General features: G+C 72.8%; 23 protein-coding genes. 12 read left to right on the top strand and 11 right to left on the bottom strand.

The genetic code is table 11. The annotated features are described in order from the left end of the window. Window positions 1–6: 6 nt before the first annotated feature. The gene (locus BM339_RS12040; RefSeq protein WP_075020869.1) at window positions 7–1,383 is read right to left on the bottom strand and encodes a dihydrolipoyl dehydrogenase family protein; all 1,377 of its coding nucleotides are present in this window, start codon (window positions 1,381–1,383) and stop codon (window positions 7–9) included. Between the two features lie 24 nt (window positions 1,384–1,407). Then, complete coding sequence (locus BM339_RS12035) at window positions 1,408–2,343, bottom strand: ribonuclease Z (protein WP_075020868.1); 936 nt, start codon at window positions 2,341–2,343, stop codon at window positions 1,408–1,410. Between the two features lie 79 nt (window positions 2,344–2,422). Between BM339_RS12035 and BM339_RS12030 the strand changes: the two genes are divergently transcribed. Continuing rightward, the gene (locus tag BM339_RS12030; RefSeq protein WP_143118374.1) at window positions 2,423–2,899 is read left to right on the top strand and encodes a pyridoxamine 5'-phosphate oxidase family protein; all 477 of its coding nucleotides are present in this window, start codon (window positions 2,423–2,425) and stop codon (window positions 2,897–2,899) included. 11 nt (window positions 2,900–2,910) lie between these two features. Here BM339_RS12030 and BM339_RS12025 read toward each other — a convergent pair whose 3' ends face one another. Genes BM339_RS12025 through mca form a run of 3 tightly spaced genes read right to left on the bottom strand, consistent with a single transcriptional unit; the run spans window position 2,911 to window position 4,661 of the window. Next, a complete protein-coding gene (locus tag BM339_RS12025; protein WP_075020867.1) occupies window positions 2,911–3,516 on the bottom strand; it encodes a tetratricopeptide repeat protein in 606 nt (201 codons plus the stop codon). 48 nt (window positions 3,517–3,564) lie between these two features. After that, window positions 3,565–3,807 carry a hypothetical protein gene (locus tag BM339_RS12020; RefSeq protein WP_021596929.1) on the bottom strand — a complete coding sequence of 81 codons (243 nt, stop codon included), beginning with the start codon at window positions 3,805–3,807 and terminating at the stop codon, window positions 3,565–3,567. Then, window positions 3,807–4,661 (bottom strand): mycothiol conjugate amidase Mca, encoded by an 855-nt coding sequence (mca, locus tag BM339_RS12015; RefSeq protein WP_033332981.1) that lies wholly within the window; start codon window positions 4,659–4,661, stop codon window positions 3,807–3,809. Before mca ends, BM339_RS12020 begins: the two co-directional genes overlap by 1 nt. 180 nt (window positions 4,662–4,841) lie before the next feature. On the opposite strand from mca, the gene BM339_RS12010 reads away from it, so the two are divergent. Both BM339_RS12010 and greA read left to right on the top strand, forming a co-directional pair. Beyond that, window positions 4,842–5,225 (top strand): DUF4307 domain-containing protein, encoded by a 384-nt coding sequence (locus BM339_RS12010; protein ID WP_021596931.1) that lies wholly within the window; start codon window positions 4,842–4,844, stop codon window positions 5,223–5,225. A 203-nt stretch (window positions 5,226–5,428) separates the two neighbouring features. Then, a complete protein-coding gene (gene greA / locus BM339_RS12005) occupies window positions 5,429–5,929 on the top strand; it encodes a transcription elongation factor GreA (RefSeq protein ID WP_021596932.1) in 501 nt (166 codons plus the stop codon). An 81-nt stretch (window positions 5,930–6,010) separates the two neighbouring features. On the opposite strand, the gene BM339_RS12000 is transcribed toward greA, so the two are convergent. Beyond that, entirely contained in the window at window positions 6,011–6,520 is a 510-nt protein-coding gene (locus tag BM339_RS12000; protein ID WP_021596933.1) for an Lrp/AsnC family transcriptional regulator, read from the bottom strand. A gap of 128 nt (window positions 6,521–6,648) precedes the next feature. Here BM339_RS12000 and hppD point away from each other — a divergent pair, with 128 nt between their 5' ends. The 5 genes from hppD to BM339_RS11975 all read left to right on the top strand — a co-directional run bounded on the left by hppD (window position 6,649) and on the right by BM339_RS11975 (window position 12,856). After that, on the top strand, window positions 6,649–7,740 hold the full coding sequence (gene hppD / locus BM339_RS11995) for a 4-hydroxyphenylpyruvate dioxygenase (RefSeq protein ID WP_177287677.1): 1,092 nt from the start codon (window positions 6,649–6,651) through the stop codon (window positions 7,738–7,740). Window positions 7,741–7,845: 105 nt separating this feature from the next. Beyond that, window positions 7,846–8,685 (top strand): RDD family protein, encoded by an 840-nt coding sequence (locus BM339_RS11990; protein ID WP_075020865.1) that lies wholly within the window; start codon window positions 7,846–7,848, stop codon window positions 8,683–8,685. 77 nt (window positions 8,686–8,762) lie between these two features. Continuing rightward, a complete protein-coding gene (locus BM339_RS47535) occupies window positions 8,763–9,608 on the top strand; it encodes an RDD family protein (RefSeq protein ID WP_083597559.1) in 846 nt (281 codons plus the stop codon). A gap of 120 nt (window positions 9,609–9,728) precedes the next feature. Further along, the gene (locus tag BM339_RS11980) at window positions 9,729–11,276 is read left to right on the top strand and encodes a M1 family metallopeptidase (RefSeq protein ID WP_021599802.1); all 1,548 of its coding nucleotides are present in this window, start codon (window positions 9,729–9,731) and stop codon (window positions 11,274–11,276) included. Between the two features lie 158 nt (window positions 11,277–11,434). After that, window positions 11,435–12,856: a M1 family metallopeptidase gene (locus BM339_RS11975; protein WP_075020864.1), complete on the top strand. Its 1,422-nt coding sequence runs from the start codon at window positions 11,435–11,437 to the stop codon at window positions 12,854–12,856. A 4-nt stretch (window positions 12,857–12,860) separates the two neighbouring features. On the opposite strand, the gene ilvA is transcribed toward BM339_RS11975, so the two are convergent. From ilvA to BM339_RS11960, 3 genes are read right to left on the bottom strand one after another with little or no spacing between them, the layout of a single operon-like run. After that, window positions 12,861–14,084, bottom strand: coding sequence for a threonine ammonia-lyase (gene ilvA / locus BM339_RS11970; RefSeq protein WP_021600232.1), 1,224 nt, complete (start codon window positions 14,082–14,084; stop codon window positions 12,861–12,863). 25 nt (window positions 14,085–14,109) lie between these two features. After that, complete coding sequence (locus BM339_RS11965) at window positions 14,110–15,051, bottom strand: ROK family protein (protein ID WP_075020863.1); 942 nt, start codon at window positions 15,049–15,051, stop codon at window positions 14,110–14,112. 59 nt (window positions 15,052–15,110) lie between these two features. Next, the gene (locus BM339_RS11960) at window positions 15,111–16,289 is read right to left on the bottom strand and encodes an FIST signal transduction protein (RefSeq protein ID WP_024935975.1); all 1,179 of its coding nucleotides are present in this window, start codon (window positions 16,287–16,289) and stop codon (window positions 15,111–15,113) included. 155 nt (window positions 16,290–16,444) lie between these two features. Between BM339_RS11960 and BM339_RS11955 the strand changes: the two genes are divergently transcribed. The 3 genes from BM339_RS11955 to BM339_RS11945 are packed head-to-tail and all read left to right on the top strand — an operon-like array spanning window position 16,445 to window position 20,587. Continuing rightward, window positions 16,445–17,866, top strand: coding sequence for a sigma 54-interacting transcriptional regulator (locus BM339_RS11955; protein WP_024935976.1), 1,422 nt, complete (start codon window positions 16,445–16,447; stop codon window positions 17,864–17,866). A 37-nt stretch (window positions 17,867–17,903) separates the two neighbouring features. Next, entirely contained in the window at window positions 17,904–19,961 is a 2,058-nt protein-coding gene (locus BM339_RS11950) for a vWA domain-containing protein (protein ID WP_075020861.1), read from the top strand. A 59-nt stretch (window positions 19,962–20,020) separates the two neighbouring features. Next, window positions 20,021–20,587, top strand: coding sequence for a hypothetical protein (locus tag BM339_RS11945; protein WP_075020860.1), 567 nt, complete (start codon window positions 20,021–20,023; stop codon window positions 20,585–20,587). A gap of 27 nt (window positions 20,588–20,614) precedes the next feature. Here the strand turns inward: BM339_RS11945 and BM339_RS11940 are convergent, their stop codons facing one another. Then, window positions 20,615–21,634: an alpha/beta hydrolase gene (locus BM339_RS11940; protein WP_021594988.1), complete on the bottom strand. Its 1,020-nt coding sequence runs from the start codon at window positions 21,632–21,634 to the stop codon at window positions 20,615–20,617. 147 nt (window positions 21,635–21,781) lie between these two features. Further along, on the bottom strand, window positions 21,782–22,930 hold the full coding sequence (locus tag BM339_RS11935) for a cystathionine gamma-synthase (protein WP_075020859.1): 1,149 nt from the start codon (window positions 22,928–22,930) through the stop codon (window positions 21,782–21,784). A gap of 155 nt (window positions 22,931–23,085) precedes the next feature. Between BM339_RS11935 and BM339_RS11930 the strand changes: the two genes are divergently transcribed. Continuing rightward, window positions 23,086–25,245 (top strand): MMPL family transporter, encoded by a 2,160-nt coding sequence (locus BM339_RS11930; RefSeq protein ID WP_075020858.1) that lies wholly within the window; start codon window positions 23,086–23,088, stop codon window positions 25,243–25,245. Window positions 25,246–25,320: the final 75 nt, after the last annotated feature.

The following is a 25,320-nucleotide window of genomic DNA, read 5'->3' as shown; positions in this document are numbered from 1 at the left end:
GCCGCCTCACTCTCCCGCGCGGCCCGTCCCGGCGAGACCGGCGAGGGCCGTCTCGATGGTGCGGTGGAAGGTGGGGTAGGCGTAGATCATCTCGCGGAGGGTGGCGGTGGGGATCTCGGCGTGCACGGCCACGGCGAGGAAGCCGAGGATCTCCCCGCCGGCCGGGCCGGCGGCGGTCGCGCCGGCCAGGGTGCCCCATTCGGCGTTCTCCACCAGCTTCACGAAGCCGTCGTTGCCGGCCTGGTGGATCCAGCCGCGGGCGGATTCGGCGATCGGCGCGACGGCCGTGCGGACGGGCAGGTTCTGGTCGCGCGCCTGCGCCTCGGTCAGGCCGACGGAGCCGATCTCCGGATCGGTGAAGGCGACGTGGGGGACGGCGCGGTAGGCGGCCGGGGAGCCCTCCTCGCCGAGGATGTCGCGGACGGCGATGGCCGCCTGGTACATCGAGACATGGGTGAAGGCGCCCATGCCGGTGATGTCGCCGATCGCCCACAGGCCGTCGGCGGCGCGCAGGTGGCCGTCCACGGAGATCTGCCGGGCGTTCTCGTCCAGGCCGGCGTGCTCCAGCCCGAGGTCCTTCAGGTTGGGACGACGGCCGGTCGCGACGAGGAGCCGCTCGGCGGTGAGCGTCTCGTCGCCGAGGTGCAGGGTGAACTCGTCGCCGTCGTGGGCGACGCGGGTGACGTCCACGCCGGTGCGGACGCCGATGCCCTCGCGCTCGAAGACGTCGCGCAGCAGCGCGCCCGCCTCGGGTTCCTCGTTGAGCAGGAGCCGGTCGGCGGCCTCGACCACCGTGACGCGGCTGTCGAACCGGGAGAAGACCTGGGCCATCTCCACGCCGACGACGCCTCCGCCGAGGACGAGGAGCGACGCCGGGGCCTCGGTGGCCTGGACGGCCTCGCGGTTCGTCCAGAACGGGGTGCCGGCCAGCCCGTCGATGGGCGGCGCCGAGGGGGACGTGCCGGTGTTGAGGACGATTCCCTTGCGGGCGCGGAAGACCTGGCCGTTCACCGCGACCTCGTCCGAGGCGGTGAGGCGGCCCCGGCCGTGCACGACCCGCACGCCCTTGCCGGTGAGGCGGTCGACGGCGACCTTGTCGTCCCAGGAGTCGGTCGCCTCGTCGCGGATCCGGGCGGCGACCGGTGCCCACTCCGGCCGCAGCGTCGCCTCGCCCGCCATCCCGGGGACGCGGTGGCCCTCGGCGAGCAGCCCGGCGGCGCGCACCATCATCTTGGTGGGGACGCACGCGTAGTAGGGGCATTCGCCGCCCACCAGGCGGGACTCCACCCCGACGACCGAGAGGCCCGCCTCGGCGAGCCTCCCCGCGGCGTCCTCTCCCCCAGGCCCCAGACCGATCACCACGACATCGACTTCGTCAGCCATGGAAGGAGTACTGCCCCGTACGCGTCAGGTCAGACGGCGCGGCGGCATCGGGATCCGGTCGAGATCGTGGACCAGGGTGACCTCGCCGGTGAAGGCGGCGGACGCCTCCTCCAGGAACCGGTGCTCGTCCTCGCCGCGGTAGCGCTCCGAGAAATGCGTCAGGACCAGGTGCCGGACGCCCGCCTCCGCCGCCACCGCCCCTGCCTGCGCGGCGGTGAGGTGCCCGTACTCGGTGGCCAGGGCGACGTCCTCGTGCAGGAAGGTGGACTCGATGACGAGCATGTCCACCCCGTCGGCGAGTTCGCGGACGCCGTCGCAGAGCCGGGTGTCCATGACGAACGCGACCTTCTGCCCGGGGCGGGCCACGCTGCACTCGTCCAGCGTGACCGTGCGGCCGTCGGGAGCGGTGACCCGCCCGTCCTTCTGGAGGCGGCGGACGAGCGGGCCCCGCACCCCGCGCGCGGCGAGCTCGGCGGGCAGCATCGTGACGCCGTCCGGTTCCTCCAGCCGGTACCCGTACGCCTCGACCGGGTGGGAGAGCCGCCGCGCGACCAGCGTGAAGGGGGCGTCGCCGGTGTCGAGCGGCATCCGCTCGCCGGACACGGGACGGTCGCGGATCACGTCGGTCTCCCGGAAGGCGGCGGCGTGCCGCAGCCGGTCCCAGTAGTCCCGTCCGCTCGCCGGGAAGGCCGCGTCCACCGGATGCTCGACGCCGTCGCGGGCGATGCGCTGGACGATCCCGGGGACGCCGAGGCAGTGGTCGCCGTGGAAGTGCGTCACGCAGATCCACGTCACGTCGCTCGCCGCCACGCCGGCGTACGTCATCTGCCGCTGCGTCCCCTCGCCGGGGTCGAACAGGACGCCGTGGCCGTCCCAGCGCAGCAGGTAGCCGTTGTGGTTGCGGGACTTCGTGGGGACCGCGCTGGCGGAGCCGAGGACGATCAGATCGCGAGCCGACATCCGTCCATGGTGCCGGTCGCGCGGTCGGGCAAGTGCTTGGTTATCGTGTGCACGGTACAGGCGACTCTGGGAGGCTCCGTTGGCCGGGAACAAGCGCGACAAGATCAAGATGACGCCGGACGAGGTGGCGTCCTACCTCGCCGAGAACTACAAGGTGCAGGTCGCCACCGTCGGCAAGGACGGCGCGCCGCACCTGGTGACGATGTTCTACACGCTCTACGAAGGCAAGATCGCCTTCACCACCTACAAGGCCTCCCAGAAGGTGCTGAACCTGCGCCGGAACCCGACCATGACGTGCCTGGTCGAGGACGGCGTCGAGTACAACGAGCTGCGCGGCGTCGCCCTGTACGGCCGCGGCCTCGTCGTCGAGGACCCGGAGCCGCGCAGCAAGGTCGGCATGGTCGTCGGGTCCCGCATGGCGGGCCTGCCCGTCCCGGCACTGGGCGAGCCGATCGACCCGGTGATCGCCGAGGGCATCGAGCAGGCCATCGCCAAGCGCGTCCTCATCCTCATGGACCCCGACCGGGTCGTCAGCTGGGACCACCGCAAGGCCTGACCCCGGCCGGGTCACTCCGCCGGGAGCGCCTCCTGGAGTTCTGCGGCGCGGGCGCGGGCCGCCCTCTCCGCCGCGTCGTCGCCGCGGAGGCGGGCGGCCTCGGCGATGTGGGCGAACATGGCGGCCTGCCGGTCGACGGCGCCGAGCCGGCGGTAGATCTCCAGGGCCTGGCCGAAGAAGTTGGTCGCCGCGACGGGACGGCGGGCGCGCAGGTAGGCCGTGCCGAGGCTCGACAGCGCGCGGGCGCGGGAGCCCTCGTCGGGCTCGGGCAGGGCGGCGAACTCGTCCGGCAGCGGGCCGAGCAGGCCGATCGCGCGGTCGAGGTCGCCGGTCCCGGTCAGCGCGCGGGCGAGGTCGAGACGGGCGCGCAGGACGGCGTGCCGGTCGCGCCCTCGTTCGGCACCGCCTTCGGCACCGCCTTCGGCACCGCGTTCGGCACCGCGTTCGGCGCGGCCGAGGGCCTCCTCCAGGACCTCGGCCGCCTCGGCCCAGCGCTCGCGGTCGAGCAGGGCCAGGCCCTCGGCCTCCGGCTCGCCCTCCCCGGCCGCGGTCGCGGCGAGACGCTCGTCGAGGGCGCGGCGGGGTCCGGCGTCCTCGGGTTCGGTGTTCTCGGGCACGTCGAGGGTCCTCCCCGGGCGCGGCCGGGTCCAACCGGGCGGCCGGGCTCAGGCGTCGTCGTCGGACGTCTTCGCGGCGGTGCCGGCCCCGGCCGCCTTCTCCGCCTCGGCGCGCTCCCACTCCTGCTGCTTCAGGTCCTCCTCGCGGGGCGCCTGGATCTTCTTCATCTGCTTGGTCATCGAGCGGATCAGGAAGACCGTGGCGGCCAGCAGGGCGAGGAAGACCACGAAGCCGAGGACGCCGGGGCTGACCGTGTCGTCGTTCAGCGGTATGGCGGCGAGGGGAGGCATCACAGACACACCTTCTCCCGGATGCCGGCGAACAGGTCGTCCTCCGGCAGCTCGGTGTCGACCAGGGACCTGGCCAAATGGTAGTCCTCGGTCGGCCATGCCTCGCGCTGGAGGTCCAGCGGGACGACGAACCAGAAGCCGTTCGGGTCGATCTGGGTGGCGTGGGCGAGCAGGGCGCGGTCCCTGGTCTCGAAGTGGTCGGCGCAGGGGACGCGGGTGGTGACCTCCCACTTCGGGGCCTCGTCCTCGAAGCGCTTCATCCACTCGCCGTAGGGCGACTCCAGGCCGGCCTTCTCCATGGCGTTGTGCAGGGCGAGGATGCGGTCCTTGCTGAAGGTCATGTGGTAGTAGAGCTTCAGCGGCTGCCAGGGGTCGCCCGTACCCGGGTAGCGCTCCGGGTCGCCGGCGGCCTCGAACGCCTCCACCGACACCTCGTGGCACTTGACGTGGTCGGGGTGCGGGTAGCCGCCCTTCTCGTCATAGGTGAGCATCACGTGCGGGCGGAAGTCGCGGACGGCGCGCACCAGCGGCTCGGAGGCCTTCTCCAGCGGCTCCAGCGCGAAGCAGCCCTCGGGCAGCGGCGGCGGGGGGTCGCCCTCGGGGAAGCCGGAGTCGACGAAGCCGAGCCAGCGCTGCCCGACGCCGAGGATCTCGCGGGCCTTCGCCATCTCGGCCTCGCGGACCTTGCCGATGTCGGCCTTCACCTCGGGACGGTCCATCGCCGGGTTCAGGATGTCGCCGCGCTCGCCGCCGGTGCAGGTGACGACGAGGACCTCGACGCCGTCGGCGACGTACCGCGCCATCGTGGCCGCGCCCTTGCTCGACTCGTCGTCGGGGTGGGCGTGCACCGCCATGAGGCGCAGCGGCTCGTCACCGCCGCACGGCCGTTCGAGCGTCGTACCGTCGATGACCTCGGACACTGGGGGTTCTCCCTCTCCGGACTCTGAGCGGCCCCCGGTTCGAGGCACGCGGCATGACAGACGAGAATGAATTGTCCCTGACAACGTCCCCACCCCGCACGGAGATTCCCCGCCATGACGACGAGCGTGTCGAAAGCAGCGGCGCCCGCCGGATCCCTCCGGAGCCGGGCCGGGCTGGTGGTCATCGGCCTCCTGGCCGCGCTGGGGGCGGCCGGCTTCGGCATCCTCGCGGCGCACGCGGGGCAGACGCCCGGCATCGTCGCGCAGACGGTGACGTACTCCATCACCGACACCTCGGTCGTCGTCAACTTCTCGGTCGCCAAGGGGAAGGACGACGATGTACGGTGCACGGTCGACGCGTTCGACACCGACTTCGCCGTCCTCGCGCAGAAGGAGGTCTCCGTGCCCGCGGGGAGGTCCAGCATGAAGGGGTCGGAGACGCTGCGGACGCCGCGCCGGGCCACCGGCGCCCGGATCCGCGACTGCCGCAAGGCCTGATCGCCGGGCTCCCGCGCCGCCCGGCGGGCCGATACGCCGGGTGAATGACGAATCACGATTGGCGGATTGCGGACGCCGAGTTCAGGGAACCTTTACCCGCACACACCGGATAGGCTTGAGGTTTCACCCGGCCGCACTTCATGTCGATGTGACGCCCGCCCGCGGGGGCGGGCCAGATCGCACCATGTGGATGAGGAGTACCCGTGACCGAGACCCGCGCTGACAACGTCACCTGGCTGACCCAGGAGGCGTACGACCGGCTCAAGGCTGAGCTGGACCACCTGTCGGGCCCGGGCCGCATCGAGATCGCTCAGAAGATCGAGGCGGCGCGGGAGGAGGGCGACCTGCGCGAGAACGGCGGCTACCACGCGGCCAAGGAGGAGCAGGGCAAGATCGAGGGCCGCATCCTCCAGCTCCAGGGCATCCTGGAGAACGCCCGCGTGGGCGAGGCGCCGCGCACCGAGGGCGTCGTCGGCCCGGGGATGACCGTCACGGTCTCGTTCGAGGGCGACGACGAGGAGGTCACGTTCCTGCTCGCCTCCCGCGAGGAGGTCGGCGCCCCCATCGACGTCTACTCCCCGAAGTCGCCGCTCGGCGCCGCGATCGACGGCAAGAAGGTCGGCGACAAGGCCACCTACACCCTCCCCAACGGCCGCTCGATGACCGTGGAGATCCTCGACGCCACCCCCTACGGCGGCGCGTAGCGCCGTCCGGCAGCGCCGCGAGGGCCGCCGCCCGCCGGGCGGCGGCCACCCGGCCGGGAGAACGTCCGGTCCGCCGTCCCCTCACCGGGGCGGCGGGCCGCTCGCTTTTCCGGCTCCGCCTCCCCGGCCGGACGCGGCGAGCACGAGCGGCAGCGTGCGGTGCGCGATCTGGGTGGCCAGCGAGATCACCGAGGACGCCCGTTCCACGCCCTCCACGTCGACGATCACGTCGATGACCCGCTGCAGGTCGGTGTTGCTGCGGGCGACGATGCGGCACAGCATGTCGCCGGGCCCGGTGATCGTGTGCGCCTCGATCACCTCCGGCACCTGGGCGAGCCGGGCCGCGACCGGGTCGTGGCCGCCCGCCTGCCGGAGCTGGAGCGTGACGAAGGCCGTCACCCCGTAGCCGAGCGCCGCGGGGTCGATCTCGGGACCGTGGCCCGCGATGACGCCGTCGCGCGCCAGCCGGTCGAGCCGCGCCTGGACGGTGCCGCGCGCGACACCGAGCCGCCGGGACGCCTCCAGGACGCCGACGCGGGGTTCGCGGGTGAACAGCTCGATCAGCCGCCCGTCCAGTTCGTCGATCGGCACGCGGCCCTCCCGTGGTCGTGGTCACAATGTACAGAGCGACCGGCGGACAGCCGGTCTCACTGAGCACAGTGTCCAGCGTTACAGCTCACTCTTGCGCAGCTTGTAGGTCCATGTCGAGATTGGGTGGCATGGATGAGTTTCCGGTCAAGGGTATGGACGCCGTCGTCTTCGCCGTCGGCAACGCCAAGCAGGCCGCCCACTACTACTCGACCGCGTTCGGGATGCGCAGGATCGCGTACCGGGGCCCGGAGAACGGAAGCCCGGACGAGGCGGTGCACGTGCTGGAGTCGGGCGGGGCCCGGTTCGTGTTCCGCGGCCCGGTGAAGGCGGGCACCGGGATCGGCCGGCACATCGCCGAGCACGGCGACGGGGTCGTGGACCTCGCGATCGAGGTCCCGGACGTCGAGCACGCCTACCGGCACGCGGTCGCGAAGGGTGCGACGGGCCTGGAGGAGCCGCACGTCCTGGAGGACGACCACGGCAAGGCCACCGTCGCCGCCATCGCCACCTACGGCGAGACCCGGCACTCGCTGGTCGACCGCTCCAATTACGCGGGCCCCTACCTGCCGGGGTTCGAGGCCGCCGGCCCGATCGTCGAGCCGCCGGAGAAGAGGTTCTTCCAGGCGATCGACCACTGCGTCGGCAACGTCGAGCGCATGGACGAGTGGGCCGACTTCTACCACCGGGTCATGGGCTTCACCGACATGGCCGAGTTCGTCGGCGACGACATCGCGACCGAGTACTCGGCGCTGATGTCGAAGGTCGTCGCGGACGGCACCCGCAAGGTGAAGTTCCCGCTCAACGAGCCGGCGGAGAGCCGGCGCAAGTCGCAGATCGACGAGTACCTGGAGTTCTACGGCGGGCCCGGCGTGCAGCACATCGCGCTCGCCACGAACGACATCCTGGCGTCGGTCGACCGGATGCGGGCCGCGGGCGTGGAGTTCCTGGAGAGCCCCGCCTCCTACTACGAGGACCCGGCGCTGCGCGAGCGCATCGGCCAGGTCCGGGTGCCGATCGAGGAGCTGCAGAAGCGCCGGATCCTCGTCGACCGCGACGAGGACGGCTACCTGCTGCAGATCTTTACCAAGCCCGTCCAGGACCGCCCGACGGTGTTCTTCGAACTGATCGAGCGGCACGGCTCGCTCGGCTTCGGCAAAGGCAACTTCAAGGCCCTGTTCGAGGCGATCGAGCGGGAGCAGGAGCGCCGCGGCAACCTGTGACGTCCCGCCCGGGACCCGGGTCCGAGCCCCGGACGCGCGCCGTGTCCGGGGCTCGGACGCATCCGGGGTGTCCGTGCGTCGCCCGCACGGGCACACTGTGTGGCCATGAGCGAACCGCCGAAGAATCCCCCGCCGGAAGGCGACCGGCCGCCCCCCGACCCCGCGTCCGGCGACACGAACGACTCCGGGGACGCCGCGACGCCCGAGCGCCCGCCCCCGTACCAGGGCACGTACGGCGGGCAGCCCGCCCAGCCCCCTCCGGCGGCCGGATCCGGGCGGCCGGGCGGCCCGCTGCCGCAGGCCCCGCCGGTCCCGGGCTACGGCCCTCCGGGCGTCCCGCAGCCCGGCGCCCCGTACCCCGGCGGCCAGTACCCGGGCGGGCCGCAGGACATGCTGGCCGGACGGGGCGCCCGGCTCGGCGCCGGGATCCTGGACAGCATCCTGATCAGCGTCGTGGCGATGCCGGCCGTCCTGTTCTCGATCCGCTGGGACAAGATGCAGGAGTCCGTCGAGTCCAACCAGCCGATCACGGACCCGATGGACGTCTACAACATCCCGCGGCTGCTGACCGGGTACGCGATAGTGTTCGTGCTGAGCTTCGCGTACTTCACCGTCCTGCACGCCAAGACGGGCCAGACGCTCGGCAAGAAGGCCTGCGGCATCCGGCTGGTCAAGGCCTCGGACCAGTCGGCGGTCACCTGGGGGCAGGCGATCGGCAGGCAGGTGTTCGTCTATGCCCTGACCATGGCGGGCGCGCTGGCTCTCCTGACACCCCTCGGCTGGCTCCTCGGGCTCGCCGGTCCTCTCGACGTCGCCTGGATCCTGTGGGACGACCGGCGCCAGGCCCTGCACGACAAGGTCGCCAAGACGATCGTGGTGAAGGCGACCCCGTGGACGCCGAACCCGTACGCCCGCGACGCGGCACCGGGCCCCGGCAACGGTTGATCAAGCGGGGGTAAACATTCCGGCCGCCCCCGGACGCGGCGATGTTTGGGCGACGGTGACGTGGCGACGCTGTCGGCATGACGCAACCGCCGAACGACCCCGCGTCCGGGGGAGAGCCGGAGGACCGGCCGGACGGGCGGCAGGACCAGCCCGGACGGCCAGGCCCCTACGGCGGACCTCCGTACGGCGGTCAGCCGCCGCAGGGAGAGCAGCCCTACGGCCAGCAGCAACCGCCCTACGGTCAGCAACCGCCCTACGGTCAGCAGCAACCCTATGGCCAGCAGCAGCCCTATGGCGAGCAGCAGCAGCCGTACGGGGGTCAGCAGCCCTACGGCCAGCAACAGCCGTACGAAGGTCAGCAGGGGTACGGGCAGCAGTACCCCTCCTACGGAGGCCGGCAGGGATACGGCGCGCCGGGCTACGGCACGGGCCGGCAGGTGTCCCCGGCGGGCGAGCTCGCGAGCCGCTGGGCGCGGCTGGGCGCCGGGCTGGTCGACCTCGTCATCGTCGGCATCGTCACGGTTCTGATCTCGATCCCGTTCGTCAACTGGGACCGCGTGTTCGATCCGGAGCCCGGCGACTCGATGTACAACGGCGCCCAGGTGGGCACCAACGCGGTCAGCGTCGTGCTGGCGTTCCTCTACTACTGGCTGATGCACGCCAAGCGGGGGCAGACGCTCGGCAAGATGCTGCTCGGGATCCGCGTCGTCCGGGACGACGACGGGCTGGCCATCACCACCGGACAGGCCGTGGGGCGCTCCGCGTTCTACAGCGTGCTCGGCGGGATCTGCGGCTGCGTCGGCCTGGTCGACGTCCTGTGGATCCTCTGGGACCCGCGCAAGCAGGCGCTGCACTGCAAGGTGGCCAGGACGGTCGTCGTCAAGGCCGACCCGCACCGTCCCAACCCCTACGCCGGCCGCTGACCTGCCCGCGGCCCCGCCGAGTTGCCGGGCGGGGTTTCCCCGGGCAGGCTGGACTGCGTGGATATGGCCGGAAACTCCCCCAGTCCCCGCCCGACCGGGCCGCGGGCCCCGCGAGGCACCGTGTTCCGCGGCGTGTCGGGGCTGGCCGCCCTCGCGCTCGCGGGGTCGCTCACCGCGGCGTGCCAGACCCCGTTCGACGACCCGAGTGCGAGCGCGTCCGGCTCCCCGAAGGGCCCGGCGGTCAACGGCCCGGCTGGGCCGACCACCGCGGGCGACAAGTACGTCCCGGGCGACGGCAACGGCGGGTACGACGTCGAGCACTACGGGCTGAAGCTGACCATCACGCCGGACGGCGCCAAGCAGCTCGACGGCACCGCGACGATCACCGCGACCGCGACCGCGCGGCTCGCCCGCTTCAACCTGGACCTGACCGGGCTGGAGGTCTCCTCGATCAAGGTCGACGGGGCGCCCGCGCGGCAGCAGCGCGGCGGCGGCGAGCTGGAGGTGACCCCGGCCAAGCCCCTGGAGAAGGGGCAGAGGTTCACCACCGTCATCGCCTACTCGGGGACGCCGAAGCCGGTGTCGGACCCGGTGCTCGGCACCTACGGCTGGATCCGCACGTCCGACGGCGTGTTCGTGGCGTGCCAGCCGAGCGGCGCGAAGACGTGGTTCCCCAGCAACGACCACCCGAGCGACAAGGCCACGTTCGACTTCGAGCTCACGGTCCCGCAGGGGCTGACGGCGATCGCCAACGGCGAGCCGGACACGCCGCCGGCGAGCTCCGGCGGCGGCGCGCCGGGCGTGCCGCCGGGCGGCCCGGGCGGTCCGGGCGGCCCGCCGAGCGGCGCCCCGAGCACCGGCCCGACCGGTGGGCCGGGGGTCGTCCCGGTCGCCCGGCGCGGGATGACGACCTCGAAGTGGCGGGTCAAGGACCCGATGGCCACCTACCTCGCGACGGTCGACGTCGGCCGGTTCACGGTGCGGACGGGCAAGACGTCCGGCGGCATCCCGAACATCACCGCCGTGGACGCGACCACGTCCGGCGTGCCCATCGACCAGTTCCACCAGCTGAACGCCACCATCGTCGACGAGTGGACGAAGCTGTTCGGCCCCTACCCGTTCGGCTCCACCGGCGGGCTGATCGACAACGCCGACGTCGGCTTCGCGCTGGAGACGCAGACCCGGCCGGTGTACGGGGCGTTCGGGCTGCAGCCGACGATCGTCGCGCACGAGCTGGCGCACCAGTGGTTCGGCGACAGCGTCAGCGTGACCACGTGGCAGGACATCTGGCTGAACGAGGGCTTCGCCACCTACGCCGAGTGGCTGTGGGACGAGAAGACCGGCGGCCAGACCGTGCAGGAGCACTTCGACGAGTCCTACGGCGGCCTCGGCGGGCGCGAGCTCTGGGACGTCCCGCCGGGCGACCCGGGCCGCAAGCAGATGTTCGGCCGCTCGGTGTACGACCGGGGCGGCATGACGCTGGTCGCGCTGCGCGGCCGCGTCGGCGAGGACACCTTCTACAAGATCCTCCGGACGTGGACGAAGGAGCACCGGCACTCCAGCGGGACGACGAAGCAGTTCATCGAGACGGCGAACCGCGTGTCGGGCAAGAAGCTCGACGCGTTCTTCGACGACTGGCTCTACCAGAAGGGCCGCCCCGCCAAGTGACGGGCCGAGCCCGCCGCGTCCTCACCGGTTTCCGCTTCCGGCCACGAGAACGGCCCTGATCTGCCGATTCGAGACCGAATCGCGCTTGCGCCCGCGCGATTCGCGGGAAAGTCTTGATCACGGTTGTGACCACTGATCGAGGGACCGAGGACAGGCCGATGAGCAGAACCTCCAGAGCGCTGGCCGCCGTGTCGCTGGGCGTCGCGGCGAGCCTCGCGGTGACCGCCGCGCCCGCGGGCGCCGCCGCGCGGTTCACGCCCGGCGCGCCGGGCGCGGGCGACCCCTACTTCCCGGACATGGGCAACGGCGGCTACGACGTCGCCCACTACGACATCGGCCTGACGTACGACCCGGGCACGAAGGGGATCCAGGCCGTCGCCAAGATCAAGGCGCGGGCGACGCAGAACCTGTCCCGGTTCGACCTGGACTTCCTGGGCCCGCTGAAGATCTCCTCGCTGCGGGTGGACGGGCGCGCGGCGTCCTACACCCGGACCGGCGCCCAGGAACTCGTCGTCGCGCCGCGCAAGGGGCTGCGCAAGCACCGCACGTTCACGGTGACCGTCGCGTACTCCGGCGTCCCGCAGACGATCAACGACGCGACGCTCGGCACGTCCGGCTGGGTGCCGACGCCCGACGGCGCGGTGATGCTGAACCAGCCGTTCGGCGCGGCCACCGTCTTCCCGGTCAACGACCACCCGACCGACAAGGCGACGTACACGTTCACCCTGGCGGCGCCCAGGAACCTCACCACGCTGTCCAACGGCGACCTGCGCGGCAGGTGGACCAAGGGCGGCTGGACGACGACCCGCTGGGAGGTCCGGAACCCGATGGCCAGCGAGCTGTCCATGCTCGCCATCGGCAAGTACGACGTGCTCACCGGGCGGACGAAGGCCGGGATCCCCAACCTGACCGCCACCGACCTCGCCATGGCCATCAAGCCGGACGACGCGAAGAAGTTCCACCAGCAGACCGCCGAGGTCACCGACTTCCAGAACGGACTGTACGGCCGCTACCCGTTCACCTCCACCGGCGGGATCGTCGTGAAGGGGGGCGTCGGCTACGCGCTGGAGACGCAGGGCCGCCCCGTGTACGACCTCGGGCGCCGGCCCGGCGGCATCCCGAGCGAGGGCCTCCTCGCCCACGAGCTGGGTCACCAGTGGTTCGGCGACTCGGTCTCCCCGGCCCGGTGGTCGGACATCTGGCTGAACGAGGGCTTCGCGACGTACTCCGAATGGCTCTGGGCCGAGCACAGCAGCGGCACGCCCGTCCAGCAGTCCTTCGACGACGTGTACGCGACCCCGGCGGACAACGGCCTGTGGAAGGGCAAGGTCGCCGACCCGGGCCGCGACCACATCTTCGACGGGCTCGTCTACGACCGCGGCGCGATGGCCGTCCACGTCCTGCGCCAGAAGATCGGCGACAAGGCGTTCCACCGGCTGCTGAAGGCGTGGCCGTCCGCGTACCGGTACGGCAACGCCTCGACCAAGGACTTCGTCCGCTTCGCCGAGCGCCTCTCGCACGAGAACCTGGACGCGTGGGCCGAGGCGTGGCTCTACTCCGAGGGCAAGCCGTCCCTGTGAGCGGCTAGCTCAGCGTCAGGGTGTAGCCCTTCTCGCGAAGGCGCCCGATCACGTCTTCGGAGTGGCCGGCGCCGCGCGTCTCCAGGTGCATGAGGACTTCGGCCTCCTCCACGTGGAGGCGCGCGGCGACCCGCTCGTGCATCACGTCCAGGACGTTGACGCCCAGCTCGGCGAGCTCGCCCAGCAGCGTCACGAGCGCGCCCGGACGGTCCTTCAGCCGGCACCGGACGACGAGGTACCGCCCGGCGCCCGCGAGGCCGTGCCGCAGCACCTTCGACAGCAGCAGCGGGTCGATGTTGCCGCCCGACAGCAGGACCACCACGGGCGGCTCGACCGCGTAGGCGTGCTCCAGCAGCGCCGCCACCCCGGCGGCGCCGGCGGGCTCGACGACCTGCTTGGCGCGTTCGAGGCAGAGCAGCAGCGCCTGGGAGATGGACTCCTCGGTCACGGTGACGACGGCGTCGACCAGCTCGGTGAACATGGCGTAGGTCAGTTCGCCGGGACGGCCGACCGCGATCCCGTCCGCCATCGTCGGCTCCACCTCGATCTGCGCCGGCCCCCCGGCCGCGAGCGAGGGCGGGAACGCCGCGGCGCGCCTGGCCTGCGCGCCGACGAGCTTGATCTCGCCGCCGCCGGACTCCTTCGCCAGCCCCTTGGCCGCCGCCGCGATCCCGGACATCAGCCCGCCGCCGCCGACCGGCGCCACGATCGTCCGGACGTCGGGGCACTCCTCCATGATCTCCAGGCCGATGGTGGCCTGCCCGGCGACGACGTCGGGATGGTCGAACGGGTGGATGAACACCGCCCCGCACTCCTCGGCGTACTCCTGCGCGGCGACGAGGCACTCGTCCACGGTCGGTCCGGGGAACACGACCTCCGCGCCGTAGCCGCGGGTCGCGGCGATCTTGGGGAGCGGAGCGCCGACCGGCATGAACACCGTGGCCTTGCAGCCGAGCATGGACGCGGCGAGCGCGACGCCCTGCGCGTGGTTGCCGGCGCTGGCCGCCACGACGCCGCCGGCCCGCTCCTCCGGGGTCAGCCGGGCGATCCGCACGTACGCGCCGCGGATCTTGAACGAGCCGGTGCGCTGCAGGTTCTCGCACTTCAGCAGGACGGGCCCGCCGAGCTGCTCCGACAGCACCCGGGACGGGACCAGGGGGGTGGGCACGGCGACCCCGCCGAGCAGGTCGCGGGCCGCGCGGACGTCGTCGACACTGACGGCAGTCATGATCTGATCCTCGCACCCTCCGGACTCAGCCCGCACTCCAATAGCGATCTTGAGAGTGGATCAGGGCGGCGGCGCCGACGAGCCCGGCGGTCTGCCCGAGCACCGCCGGGACGATCCGCAGGCGGCGCGCGAACAGCATCCGGGCGTGCGCGCGGAACGCCTCCTCCAGCGGGTCGAAGAGCAGCTCGCCCGCCTGCGACAGGCCGCCGCCGATCGCGGCGACCTCCAGGTCGCACAGGTGCGTCGCGGACGCGAGCGCGAGGCCGATGGCGCGCCCGGCACGCCGCATCGCCGCGCCCGCGACGGGGTCCCCGCGGCGCGCGTCGGCGGTCAACTCCACGCCGGTGGCGTCGCGCTCCCCCGGATCCCAGCCCTGCTCGCGCGCCCACGCGACCAGCCCCGGGCCGCGCGCGACCGCCTCCAGGCAGCCGCGGCCCCCGCACTCGCAGGGCGTGCCGCCGGGCTCGACGATGACGTGCCCGATGTGCCCGGCGTTGCCGCTGGCGCCGTTCACGAGGTGCCCGCCGAGGATCAGCCCGCCGCCGACGCCCGTGGACACCACCATGCCGAGGACGTTGCCGCGCCCGCGTCCCGCCCCCAGCCAGTGCTCGCCGACCGCGACGCAGATCGCATCGTTGTGGACGCGGACCGGCACGCCCGGGTACCGGGCGGAGAGCCGGTCCCGCAGCGGGAAGCCGCGCCACGCGGGGATGTTCAGCGGGGAGACCTCGGCGGCCGGCCAGGTCATCGGACCTCCGCAGCCGACGCCGACCCCCGCGAGCGGCGGCTCGCCCCCGGCGGCGGCGACCTTGTCCAGCAGCCCCTCCAGCGCCCGCCACAGCTGCTCGGCGTCCGTGCCGGGCTCGTTCGGGGTCGGGATCCGTTCGTGGGCGGCGATGCTCCCGTCCCGCCCGACGAGCGCGGCGGCCAGCTTCGTCCCGCCGATGTCCACTGCCAGAACCCGCATGTCGCTCAAGGGAGTCTCCTGCGGGGGGACGACCCCCCGCACCCCCCGGTTCGCTTCGCTCAAGTCAGGTCCTCCACCCGACCGAAGGCGAGAATGGACGCGGTGAACCCGTGCACATGGTTGCGGCCGGCGACCGGGCCGATCTCCCCGGCGGCGAAGAACCCGCCGACCCCGGCCGGCCCGAACGCGCGGTCGAGCACCTTCGCGTCATGGTCGGAGTCGGGGAACATCGCCTGGCCGCGCCCGTTGCAGGAGAACAGCAGCGCGCCCTCGACCGGCGCCAGGTCGAACCGCTCCAGCAGCGCGGCGAGGTCCTCCTCGGCGGCGCCCGCGTCCCGGACCTGGAACCGGACGGTCCGCCCGACGTCCACCACGTCGCCGATCGCGATGGCGCCGCTGTCGGTGTCGGCGCCCACCACCCCGCGGACCAGGAAGTCGCCGTGCTCGTGCTCGTCGGCGTACTCGTCCATCGCGACGCCGATCAGCAGCCCGCGCCCGGCCATCTCCTGCTCCTCCTCCGGCAGGCCGAGGACGATCTGCTCCAGCTTCTCCAGCGCGGGGACCCCGGCCAGCTCGTACAGGACGTTCTCCTCCGCCTTGGTCACCACCATGTCGGGGCCGATCGGGCGGGCGCCCTGGCTGACCACCGTGGCGGCGGCGACGGAACCGCCGATCACCACGCCGACCGCGCCGTCCCGGTGCACCTCGCCGCCGACGAACAGGCGGACCTCGCCGTGCCCGGTCTCGCCGAGCCCGCTGCCCTCGGCGAGCCCGCCGACCAGCGGCAGCCCCGGCAGCGCCTCGTCGGAGCGCTCCACGAACGCGTCCACCGGGAAGCTGTAGGGGTCGGCGAGCAGCACGCCGACCACGTCGTCGTCCTGCGCCTCCGGCATGCCGACCACGATGAGCCGGTCGTCCCCCTTGAGGGTCTCCAGCCGGAACGCGTCCAGCCGCGCCCCGGGCAGCACCGCCGCCCACGCGCTGACCGCGCCGCGCTCCTCCACGCCGCGCCCCGCGCCGATCACCCCCGACGCGCTGCAGCCGAGCAGCAGCGCGGGCCCGGCCGCCCGCTCGGCGGCCACCGCCGCGGCCTCGACCTCGTCCGGGTCGTCCCCCGTGACGAACACGCACACCAGGTCGGGCGCCGCGCTGAGCGGGGCGAGCGCCTGCTCGACCGCCGCCGCGGCGGCACTGGACAGATCGGGTCCGAGGGCCAGGCCATCACCGAATCGCGCCATCGGCGCCGCCTCCCTCACTCCGTTCGCCGGCTCGCTTCACACCTCCAGTCTCCCCCTCCGCACGCTCTCCACCCAAACACCGGCGGGACGGGGCAGCCCGGGCTATTCCCCGGCGGGGGTGCGATTCCGCGGGGAGGCGACGTAGTGTCGATCGCGTGCGTTCATCCACACCACGCGAATCAACACTGGGCGAGCTGCGCAACAGCGGTCACGCCCGGCTTTCCGTGAAGGCCGAGATCCGCCGGAACCTGCTCGACCGCCTGAGATCCGGCGAGCCCCGTTTCCCCGGCATCCTCGGGTTCGACGACACCGTCCTGCCCCACCTGGAGCGCGCCCTCCTCGCCGGGCACGACCTGGTGCTGCTGGGCGAGCGCGGGCAGGGCAAGACGCGGCTGATCCGCACCCTCGCCGGGCTGCTGGACGAGTGGACCCCGGTCGTCGCCGGCTGCGAGATCAACGACCACCCGTACGCGCCGGTGTGCGTGCGCTGCCGCCGGCTCGCCGACGAGCTGGGCGACGAGCTGCCGGTCGAGTGGCGGCACCGCGACGACCGGTACGGCGAGAAGCTCGCCACCCCCGACACCAGCGTCGGCGACCTCATCGGCGACGTCGACCCGGTGAAGGTGGCGGAGGGCCGCACGCTCGGCGACCCGGAGACCGTCCACTTCGGCCTCGTGCCGCGCACGAACCGCGGCGTCTTCTCCATCAACGAGCTGCCCGACCTGGCCGAGCGGATCCAGGTGGCGCTGCTGAACGTGCTGGAGGAACGCGACGTGCAGGTCCGCGGCTACGCGCTGCGGCTGCCACTGGACGTCCTGCTCGTCGCCTCCGCCAACCCCGAGGACTACACCAACCGCGGCCGCATCATCACCCCGCTGAAGGACCGGTTCGGCGCGGAGATCCGCACCCACTACCCGCTGGAGCTGGACGCCGAGCTGGCGCTGATCCGGCAGGAGGCCGACTTCGCCGACCTCGCCGGGCTCCCCGCCGAGGTGCCCGACCACCTGGTCGAGGTGATCGGCCGGTTCACCCGGCTCGTCCGGGAGTCGACGGCGGTGGACGCGCGGTCGGGCGTGTCCGCGCGGTTCGCGCTCGCCGGCGCCGAGACGGTCGCGGCGGGCGCGGTGCGGCGGGCGGCGCTCGCCGGCGAGGAGCGCGCGGTCGCCCGCGTCTGCGACCTCCAGGCGGTCGTGCCGTCGCTGATGGGCAAGGTGGAGTTCGAGGTCAGCGAGGAGGGCCGCGAGCAGGAGGTGCTGGAGCACCTGCTGCGCCGCGCGATCGCCGAGACCTACCGGCGGACGCTCGGCGCCGCCGACCTGAACGGGCTGCTGGACAAGTTCGACACCGGGGAGAGAGTGGAGTCGGGCGAGCTGGTGTCCGCGGCGGAGCTGCTGCGCCGCATCGGGCACGTGCCCGGCCTCGCCAAGATCATGGAACGGCTCGGCATGAGCGGGGAGTCCCCCGGGCAGGCCGCGGCCGCGCTGGAGTTCGCCCTGGAGGGGCTGTTCCTCACCCGGCGGCTCTCCAAGGACGTCGCCGACGGGCGCCCCGGCGGGACGGCCACCTACCGGACGTGACGCCGGGACCCGAGGTCTTCGCGGGCAAGGAGATTCGATGAGCCGATACCGCTACGGCGCCTACGAGGACGGCCCCGACCCGCTCGCCCCGCCGTACGACGTCCGGGACGCCCTGGACGCGATGGGCGACTCGGTGCTGGACGGCACCCGCCCGGACGACGCGCTCCGGGAGCTGCTGCGCCGCGGCCTCCCGGGCGCGCGGAACCGGCGCGGGCTCGACGACATGCTCCGCCAGGTGCGGGAGCGGCGCCGCGCGCTGCGCGACCGGGGCCGACTGGACGGCACGCTGGAGCAGGCCCGCGCGCTGCTGGACACCGCGATCGGGCAGGAGCGGGCGGAGCTGTTCCCCGACCCGAGCGACGACGCGCGGGTGCGGGAGGCGGAGCTGGACACGCTGCCGTCCGACACCTCCCAGGCGATCCGGCGGCTGTCGGACTACGACTGGCGCTCCGACGCCGCCCGCCGCACCTTCGAGCAGCTGAAGGACCTGCTGCGCCGCGAGGTGCTGGACGCGCAGTTCCAGGGCATGAAGCAGGCCCTGGAGAACCAGGACCCGGCCGCCCTGGAGCGGGTCAAGGACATGATGGCCGCGCTCAACGAGATGCTGGAGCGGGACGCCCGCGGCGAGCACACCCAGGAGGACTTCGACCGGTTCATGCGGGAGTACGGGGACATGTTCCCCGACAACCCGCAGAACCTTGAGGAGCTGGTCGACTCCCTCGCCCGCCGCGCCGCCGCGATGGACCGGCTGCTGGCCTCGCTCAGCCCCGAGCAGCGCGCGGAGCTGGCCGGGCTGATGGAGCAGGCCATGCAGGACGCGGGCCTCGCCATGGAGATGACGCGGCTCGGCGACGCGCTGCGGGCCCGCCGTCCCGACCTCGGCTGGGGCCAGTCCGAGCAGATGACCGGCGAGGACCCGCTCGGCATGGGCGACGCCACGACCGCGCTGGCGGAGCTGGCCGACCTCAGCGAGCTGGAGGCCGCGCTCGGGCAGGACTACCCCGGCGCGCGGCTCGACGACGTCGACGAGGAGGCCGTCCGGCGGGCGCTCGGCCGGCAGGCCGTCGACGACCTGGCCGAGCTGCGCCGCATCGAGGCGGAGCTGGAGCGGCAGGGCTACCTGCGGCGCAACCGCGGCACGCTGGAGCTGACGCCGAAGGCGGTGCGGCGGCTCGGCGAGACGGCGCTGCGCCGGGTGTTCTCCCAGCTGACCTCCGGCCGGCAGGGCGACCACGACCAGCGCGACGCGGGCCAGGCCGGCGAGCTGACCGGGTCCAGCCGCGAGTGGCGGTTCGGCGACGAGCAGCCCCTCGACGTCGTCCGGACGGTGAGCAACGCGATCCGGCGCAGCGCCATGGACGGCGGCGCGGGGCTCGTCACCCGCCCGCCCGCCGCGAAGGTCGTCGAGCCCGGCACGGCGGACGTCGCGGAGATCAACGGCAACGGCCGCGGCGGGACGCGGCCCGGCGGGGTGCGCCTCAGCGTGGACGACTTCGAGGTGCAGGAGACCGAGCGCCGCACCGGCGCGGCCGTCTGCCTGCTCGTCGACCTGTCCTACTCGATGGTGCTGCGCGGGACGTGGGCCGTCGCCAAGCAGACCACGCTCGCCCTGCACACGCTCGTCACCAGCAAGTTCCCGCAGGACGCGATCCAGATCATCGGGTTCTCCAACTACGCCCGGGTGCTGCACCCGACGGAGATGGCGGGCCTCGACTGGGACATGGTGCAGGGCACCAACCTGCACCACGCCCTGATGATCGCGGGACGGCACCTGGACCGGCACCCCGACTTCGAGCCGATCGTCCTCGTCGTCACCGACGGCGAGCCGACCGCGCACCTGCGGCCCGACGGCCGCTCGCTGTTCGACTACCCGCCGTCCACCGACACGCTCGTCCTCACCCTCGCCGAGGTCGACAAGATGACGCGGCGGGGCGCCTGCATGAACTTCTTCATGCTCGCCGAGGACCGACGGCTCGTGTCGTTCGTGGAGGAGGTCGCGCGGCGCAACGGCGGCCGGGTGTTCGCGCCGGACGCCGAGCGGCTCGGCGAGTACGTCGTGAGCGACTACCTGCGGGTGCGGCGCGGCCGCCGCTGACGCCGCGGCGCCCCCGCGGGGACTCCGCCGGGGGCGCCGGGCGGGCTAGTGTCGGCGTCATGTCGACTTCCGACCGCCTGCTGCTGGTCCTGCACATCGGTTTCGCGATCTTCACGCTGGGGCCGCTGACGGCCGCGACCATGTCCACTCCCCGCTACATCCGCAAGCGGAACGCGGTCGTGGTCCGCCACCTGCACCGCACCACCCAGATCTACGGGCTCGGCACGCTCGGCATCTTCCTGTTCGGGCTCGCCCTGGCCAAGGGCGACCTCGCCCAGGTGTGGCTGACGGTGTCGATGACGCTGTTCGTCGTCGCGCTCGTGCTGCTGCTGATCATCGACCGCGACCAGCGCCGGGCGGCGCATCTGCTGGAGGTCGCCGCGGCGGAGGAGGCGGCGGTCCCGGCCCGTCCCGCCGCCGCGGAGGTCACCGAGGCGGAGGACGGCGGGAAGGGCGAGCGGAAGGAGACGAAGACCGCGGCCGAGGAGGCCCCGTCCGCGCCCGAAGCGTCGAGCGCGGCGGGCGGCGAGATCGCCCAGGTCGAGCGGGGGCGGCTCGCCGCCATGTCCGGCGTCGTCGCGCTGATCTGGCTGGTGATCCTCGTGCTGATGGTCTGGAACGGCTGACGGCCCGCGGCCCGCCGCCGGACCTCGCTACCGGCCCGGCCGCAGGTGCTTCTTCAGCCAGTCGACGATCGTCGGGTAGGTCTGCTCGTCGTTCAGCATCTGCGAGGCGTGCATCTCGCCCTCGATGGTCTTCACGGTCGTCTGCACGCCCGCGGACCGCAGCGCGCCCGCCAGCCCGGTGCTCTGGGTGACGGGGACGAAGTCGCCGGTGGCGTGCATCAGCAGCATCGGCGCGTCGCCCGCGGAGACGTGGGTGACGGTGCTGGCGTCGTCCAGCCGCGTCCAGCAGTCCGGCGCGGCGGCCGCGCCCGGCACGCAGCGGACGAGGTCGGTGACGGCCACCCGCAGCTTGCGCTGGTTGGGCGTGGCCGCCGGCTTCTCGCCGTCCTGGAAGGCCAGGTACGGGTTGTTCGGCGGCGACAGCGCGATCACTCCGCGGACCTGCCGGGTGCCCGTCCCGAGCGTGCCGAGCTGCGTGGCGAGGTGCCCGCCGGCGGACGAGCCCATCACGGCCACGCGGTTCGGGTCGACGTTCCAGACCCGGGCGTGCTTCTTGATGAACGCGAGGGCCGACAGCGCGTCGTCGCGCTGCGCGGGCCAGGCGGCCTTCGGCGCCAGCCGGTAGTTCGCCGACAGGACGACGAAGCCCTCCTCGGTCAGCCGGCGCGCGAAGTACTTCCAGCCGCCGCCCTTGTCGCCTTCGAGCCAGTAGCCGCCGTGCAGGAGCAGCAGGGCGGGGCGCGGCGTGGCGCGCGGCCCCGGGTCGCGCCAGTAGGCGTCGATCTTCTGGGCGGGCGCCCTGCCGTAGGCGTAGGTGCGGAACTTCGGCAGTTCCGGCGTCACCATGACCGCCTGCGCGGTGACGGTGGCGCCGGGCTCCCCGTCCGTGCCCTCCTGGCCGTTCCCCGGCCGCCCCGTGGACGACGCCGACGGGGAGCCTGTCCCGGGCGGAGCGGTCTGCGGCCCGGCGGACGGCTCCCCGGTCCCCGGCGCGGACGGAACGGACGCGCTGGGCGTCGGCGCCGGAGGGTTCGCGTGGGCTCCCACGGGAACGGCTACGGCGGAGACACACGTCGCGGCGAACGCCGCCCCACACACGAGTACTTTGCGCACCCCGGTCCCTTTCTTTACCGAACCTGGCGCGCCGAGTATAGATGTTTTGATCAAGGACGGCGGGGAATGGTCAGCTGATTTTCAGCCGAGCGCCCGGTCCAGATCCCTGAGCAGGTCGCTCGCGTCCTCGATCCCGACCGACAGCCGCACGAGGTCCGCGGGGACCTCCAGCGGCGAGCCGGCCGCCGAGGCGTGCGTCATCCGCCCCGGGTGTTCGATCAGCGACTCGACGCCGCCGAGCGACTCGCCGAGCGTGAAGAGCTTCGTCCGCTCGCACACCCGGACGGCGGCCTCCTCCGACTCCATCCGGAACGAGACCATGCCCCCGAACGCCCTCATCTGCTTCGCCGCGACGTCGTGGCCCGGATGGCCCGCCAGCCCGGGGTAGAGGACCTGCCGGACGGACGGGTGCCGCACCAGCATCTCCACGATCTTCTCGGCGTTCGCGCAGTGCCGGTCCATCCGGACGCCGAGCGTCTTGACCCCGCGCAGCGCGAGCCAGGCGTCGAACGGGCCCGCGACGGCCCCCATCGCGTTCTGGTGGAAGGCGAGGCGCTCCCCCAGCGCCGCGTCCGCCGCGACCAGCGCGCCGCCGACGACGTCGGAGTGGCCGCCGATGTACTTGGTGGTGGAGTGGACGACGACGTCCGCGCCGAGCTCCAGCGGGCGCTGGAGGTACGGCGAGGCGAAGGTGTTGTCGACGACGAGCAGCGCGCCCGCGTCGCGGGCGACGGAGGCCAGCACGGCGATGTCGGCGATGCCGAGCAGCGGGTTCGTCGGCGTCTCCACCCAGATGATCTTCGTCTCGGGGCGGACCGCGGCCCGCACGGCGTCGACGTCGGCGAGCGGCACCGGGTCGAACGCCACGCCCCACGGTTCGGCGACCTTCGCGAACAGCCGGTAGGTGCCGCCGTAGGCGTCGTTCGGGACGACGACGTGATCGCCGGGCCGGCAGACCGCGCGCAGCAGCGCGTCCTCGGCGGCGAGCCCCGACGCGAACGCCAGCCCGCGCGCCCCGCCCTCGATCTCGGCCAGGCATACTTCCAGGGCGGTACGGGTCGGGTTGGCCGACCGGGAGTACTCGTAGCCGCCGCGCAGGCCGCCGACGCCGTCCTGCTTATAGGTGGAGACCTGGTAGATCGGCGGGACGACCGCGCCGGTGGCCGGGTCGGGCTCCTGCCCCGCGTGGATGGCCAGGGTCTCGAACCCCTGCTGAACCTCGTTGTCCATGGGTACGAGGCTATCCACCCGCCGCCCCTCCTCGAGGAGGAGAGGCTCCCCCGGAGGTATCACCCCCCATTTCGGCGCTGGGGGTGACCCCAACGCCGCGTCGGGTCTCTACCGTTTTACAGGTATCCCTACGACATTGATCTAAGGAAGCCCCCATGTTCGCTCGGCTCGCGCGCTTCGTCGTGAGACATCCGTGGTGGACCATCGTGGCCTGGCTCGTGGCCGCGGTGCTCATCATCGCCTTCTCCCCCAAGCTCACCACCGAGTCCGACCAGGGCGACTTCCTGCCCTCGAAGTACGAGTCGGTCCAGGCCCTCGAGATCGCCGAGAAGGCGTTCCCGCAGCAGGAGGACACCTCCTCGCTGATCGTCGTCAAGCGCTCCGACGGCAAGCCGCTGACGGCCCAGGACACCGCCCGGGTGAACGAGGCCGCCAAGTCCCTGAACGCCGACAAGCCGCCGACGGTCCTCGGCTTCGCGACCGGCGCGGAGGCGGTGGCGCCGAACAAGGCCGTCCAGGTGATCATGGTGCCGATGAAGGGCACCTCGATGGCCGACAGCGAGAAGCAGGGCGACGCGGTCAAGAAGATCCGCAAGGACCTGCCCACGCTGCTGAACGGCAGCGGTCTGGAGGCCAAGGTCGGCGGTGACGTCGCCGGCTTCGTCGACAACGAGGACTCGTTCAACCAGTCCTTCGAGATCGTCGGCATCGCCACCTTCGTGCTGATCATCGGCCTGATCCTGGTGATCTTCCGGGCCCCGCTGGCGGCGGTGCTGCCGATCGTCGTGATCATGGTGACGATGCAGGTCTCGATGGGCCTGATCGGCGCCGCCTCGAAGCTGTTCGGCTTCTCCGGCGACGACAGCCTCAGCACCATCATCCTGATCGTGCTCTTCGGCATCGGCGCCGACTACTACCTGTTCCTGATGTTCCGGTTCCGGGAGCGGCTGCGGGCCGGCGACGACAAGAAGACCGCGATGATCACCGCGGTGGAGCGGGTCGGCGAGGTCATCTCCTCGGCCGCCGCCGCCATCGCCGTCACCTTCCTGGTCCTGCTGCTCGCGACGTTCGGCGTGTTCAGCGCCTGGGGCCCGTCCCTCGCCATCGCCGTGGTGGTGATGGGCATCACCTCGCTGACGCTGTTCCCGGCCCTCGTGTCGCTGCTCGGCACCGCCGTCTTCTGGCCCTCCAAGGCGTGGAAGAAGCAGCCGAAGGGGACGATGTCCGCGGCCATCGGCCGGGGCGTCGGCAAGCGCCCCGCGATCGCGGCGGCGGCGTCCGGGCTGGTGCTGGTCGTGCTGGCGCTCGGCGCCCTCGGGTTCAAGGCGGACTACGACTTCGCCGCCGGCTTCCCGCAGGACACCGAGTCCGCGCAGGCCACCAAGGACATGGAGAAGGGCTTCCCGCCCGGCCTGACCACCCCGGTCCAGGTGTTCCTCAAGAGCGACGGCGGGCAGCCGATCACCCAGCAGCAGCTGGCCTCCTTCTCGGAGGCGGCCAAGACCGCGCCCGGCGTCGGCCGCGTCCAGCAGCCCGTCCCGGGCCAGGACAAGTCCGTGGCCCGCGTCGACCTCCTGCTGAAGGTCAACCCCGCGTCCAACGAGGCGATCAGCCTGGTCAAGGACGACCTGGCGCCGGCCGTGCACAAGGCGGCGCCGGAGGGCACCCGCGCCTACGTCGGCGGCTCGACGGCGATCTTCGCCGACATCAACGCCGTCAACAACCGCGACCTGTCGGTGATCCTGCCGGTGGCGGCGGTGCTGATCGCGATCATCCTGGCCCTGCTGCTGCGGTCGGTGGTGGCGCCGCTCTACCTGGTGGTGGCGGTGCTGCTGGGCTTCGCGGCGACGCTCGGCTCCGCGGTGTACGTCTTCCAGGGCGCGATGGGCGAGGCCGGGGTGACCTTCCAGCTGCCGATCGTCCTCTACCTGTTCGTGCTGGCCATCGGGACCGACTACAACATCCTGATGACGGCGCGGCTGCGCGAGGAGGCCAAGGAGGGCCACGAGCCGCGGCAGGCGGCGGCCCTGGCCGTCCAGCACGGCGGCCCGACGGTCGCCGCGGCGGGACTCATCCTGGCCGGCACCTTCTCGGTGATGATGCTCGCGCCGGTGTCGATGCTCCAGCAGATGGGCTTCTCCGTCGCGATCGGCATCGCCCTGTCGGCCTTCGTGATGTCGACGTTCCTGGTGCCGGGGCTCACCGCGATGCTGGGCCACAAGGCCTGGTGGCCGGGGCACGGCGACGAGCCGGACACGCCGCTGCGGCCCGCCGACACGCGGGAGGACTTCGCCCCGACCGGGTACCGCGGCTAGCCGCGGCGCCCCCGAGACGTCGGGTTGCGGAGCCCGGCCCATAACGCCGCCCACCGGCTGGGCCCCGCAACCCGA

The sequence above is a fragment of the Actinomadura madurae genome, from assembly GCF_900115095.1.
Classification (GTDB): Bacteria; Actinomycetota; Actinomycetes; order Streptosporangiales; family Streptosporangiaceae; genus Spirillospora; species Spirillospora madurae.
The sequence above is the reverse complement of the archived record's forward strand: the minus strand, read 5'-3'. Positions and strand labels throughout refer to the sequence as shown.

Bases quoted from the DNA above. Each gene is read 5' to 3' on its own strand.
- BM339_RS11935 (WP_075020859.1), bottom strand. From the start codon at position 22,930: ATGGACAACGAGGTTCAGCAGGGGTTCGAGACCCTGGCCATCCACGCG.
- BM339_RS11965 (WP_075020863.1), bottom strand. From the start codon at position 15,051: ATGCGGGTTCTGGCAGTGGACATCGGCGGGACGAAGCTGGCCGCCGCG.
- BM339_RS11975 (WP_075020864.1), top strand. From the start codon at position 11,435: ATGAGCAGAACCTCCAGAGCGCTGGCCGCCGTGTCGCTGGGCGTCGCG.
- BM339_RS11945 (WP_075020860.1), top strand. From the start codon at position 20,021: ATGTCGACTTCCGACCGCCTGCTGCTGGTCCTGCACATCGGTTTCGCG.
- BM339_RS12020 (WP_021596929.1), bottom strand. From the start codon at position 3,807: ATGCCTCCCCTCGCCGCCATACCGCTGAACGACGACACGGTCAGCCCC.
- BM339_RS47535 (WP_083597559.1), top strand. From the start codon at position 8,763: ATGACGCAACCGCCGAACGACCCCGCGTCCGGGGGAGAGCCGGAGGAC.
- BM339_RS12010 (WP_021596931.1), top strand. From the start codon at position 4,842: ATGACGACGAGCGTGTCGAAAGCAGCGGCGCCCGCCGGATCCCTCCGG.
- mca (WP_033332981.1), bottom strand. From the start codon at position 4,661: ATGGCGGTGCACGCCCACCCCGACGACGAGTCGAGCAAGGGCGCGGCC.
- hppD (WP_177287677.1), top strand. From the start codon at position 6,649: ATGGATGAGTTTCCGGTCAAGGGTATGGACGCCGTCGTCTTCGCCGTC.
- BM339_RS12040 (WP_075020869.1), bottom strand. From the start codon at position 1,383: ATGGCTGACGAAGTCGATGTCGTGGTGATCGGTCTGGGGCCTGGGGGA.
- BM339_RS11930 (WP_075020858.1), top strand. From the start codon at position 23,086: ATGTTCGCTCGGCTCGCGCGCTTCGTCGTGAGACATCCGTGGTGGACC.
- BM339_RS11960 (WP_024935975.1), bottom strand. From the start codon at position 16,289: ATGGCGCGATTCGGTGATGGCCTGGCCCTCGGACCCGATCTGTCCAGT.
- BM339_RS11950 (WP_075020861.1), top strand. From the start codon at position 17,904: ATGAGCCGATACCGCTACGGCGCCTACGAGGACGGCCCCGACCCGCTC.
- BM339_RS12035 (WP_075020868.1), bottom strand. From the start codon at position 2,343: ATGTCGGCTCGCGATCTGATCGTCCTCGGCTCCGCCAGCGCGGTCCCC.
- BM339_RS11990 (WP_075020865.1), top strand. From the start codon at position 7,846: ATGAGCGAACCGCCGAAGAATCCCCCGCCGGAAGGCGACCGGCCGCCC.
- ilvA (WP_021600232.1), bottom strand. From the start codon at position 14,084: ATGACTGCCGTCAGTGTCGACGACGTCCGCGCGGCCCGCGACCTGCTC.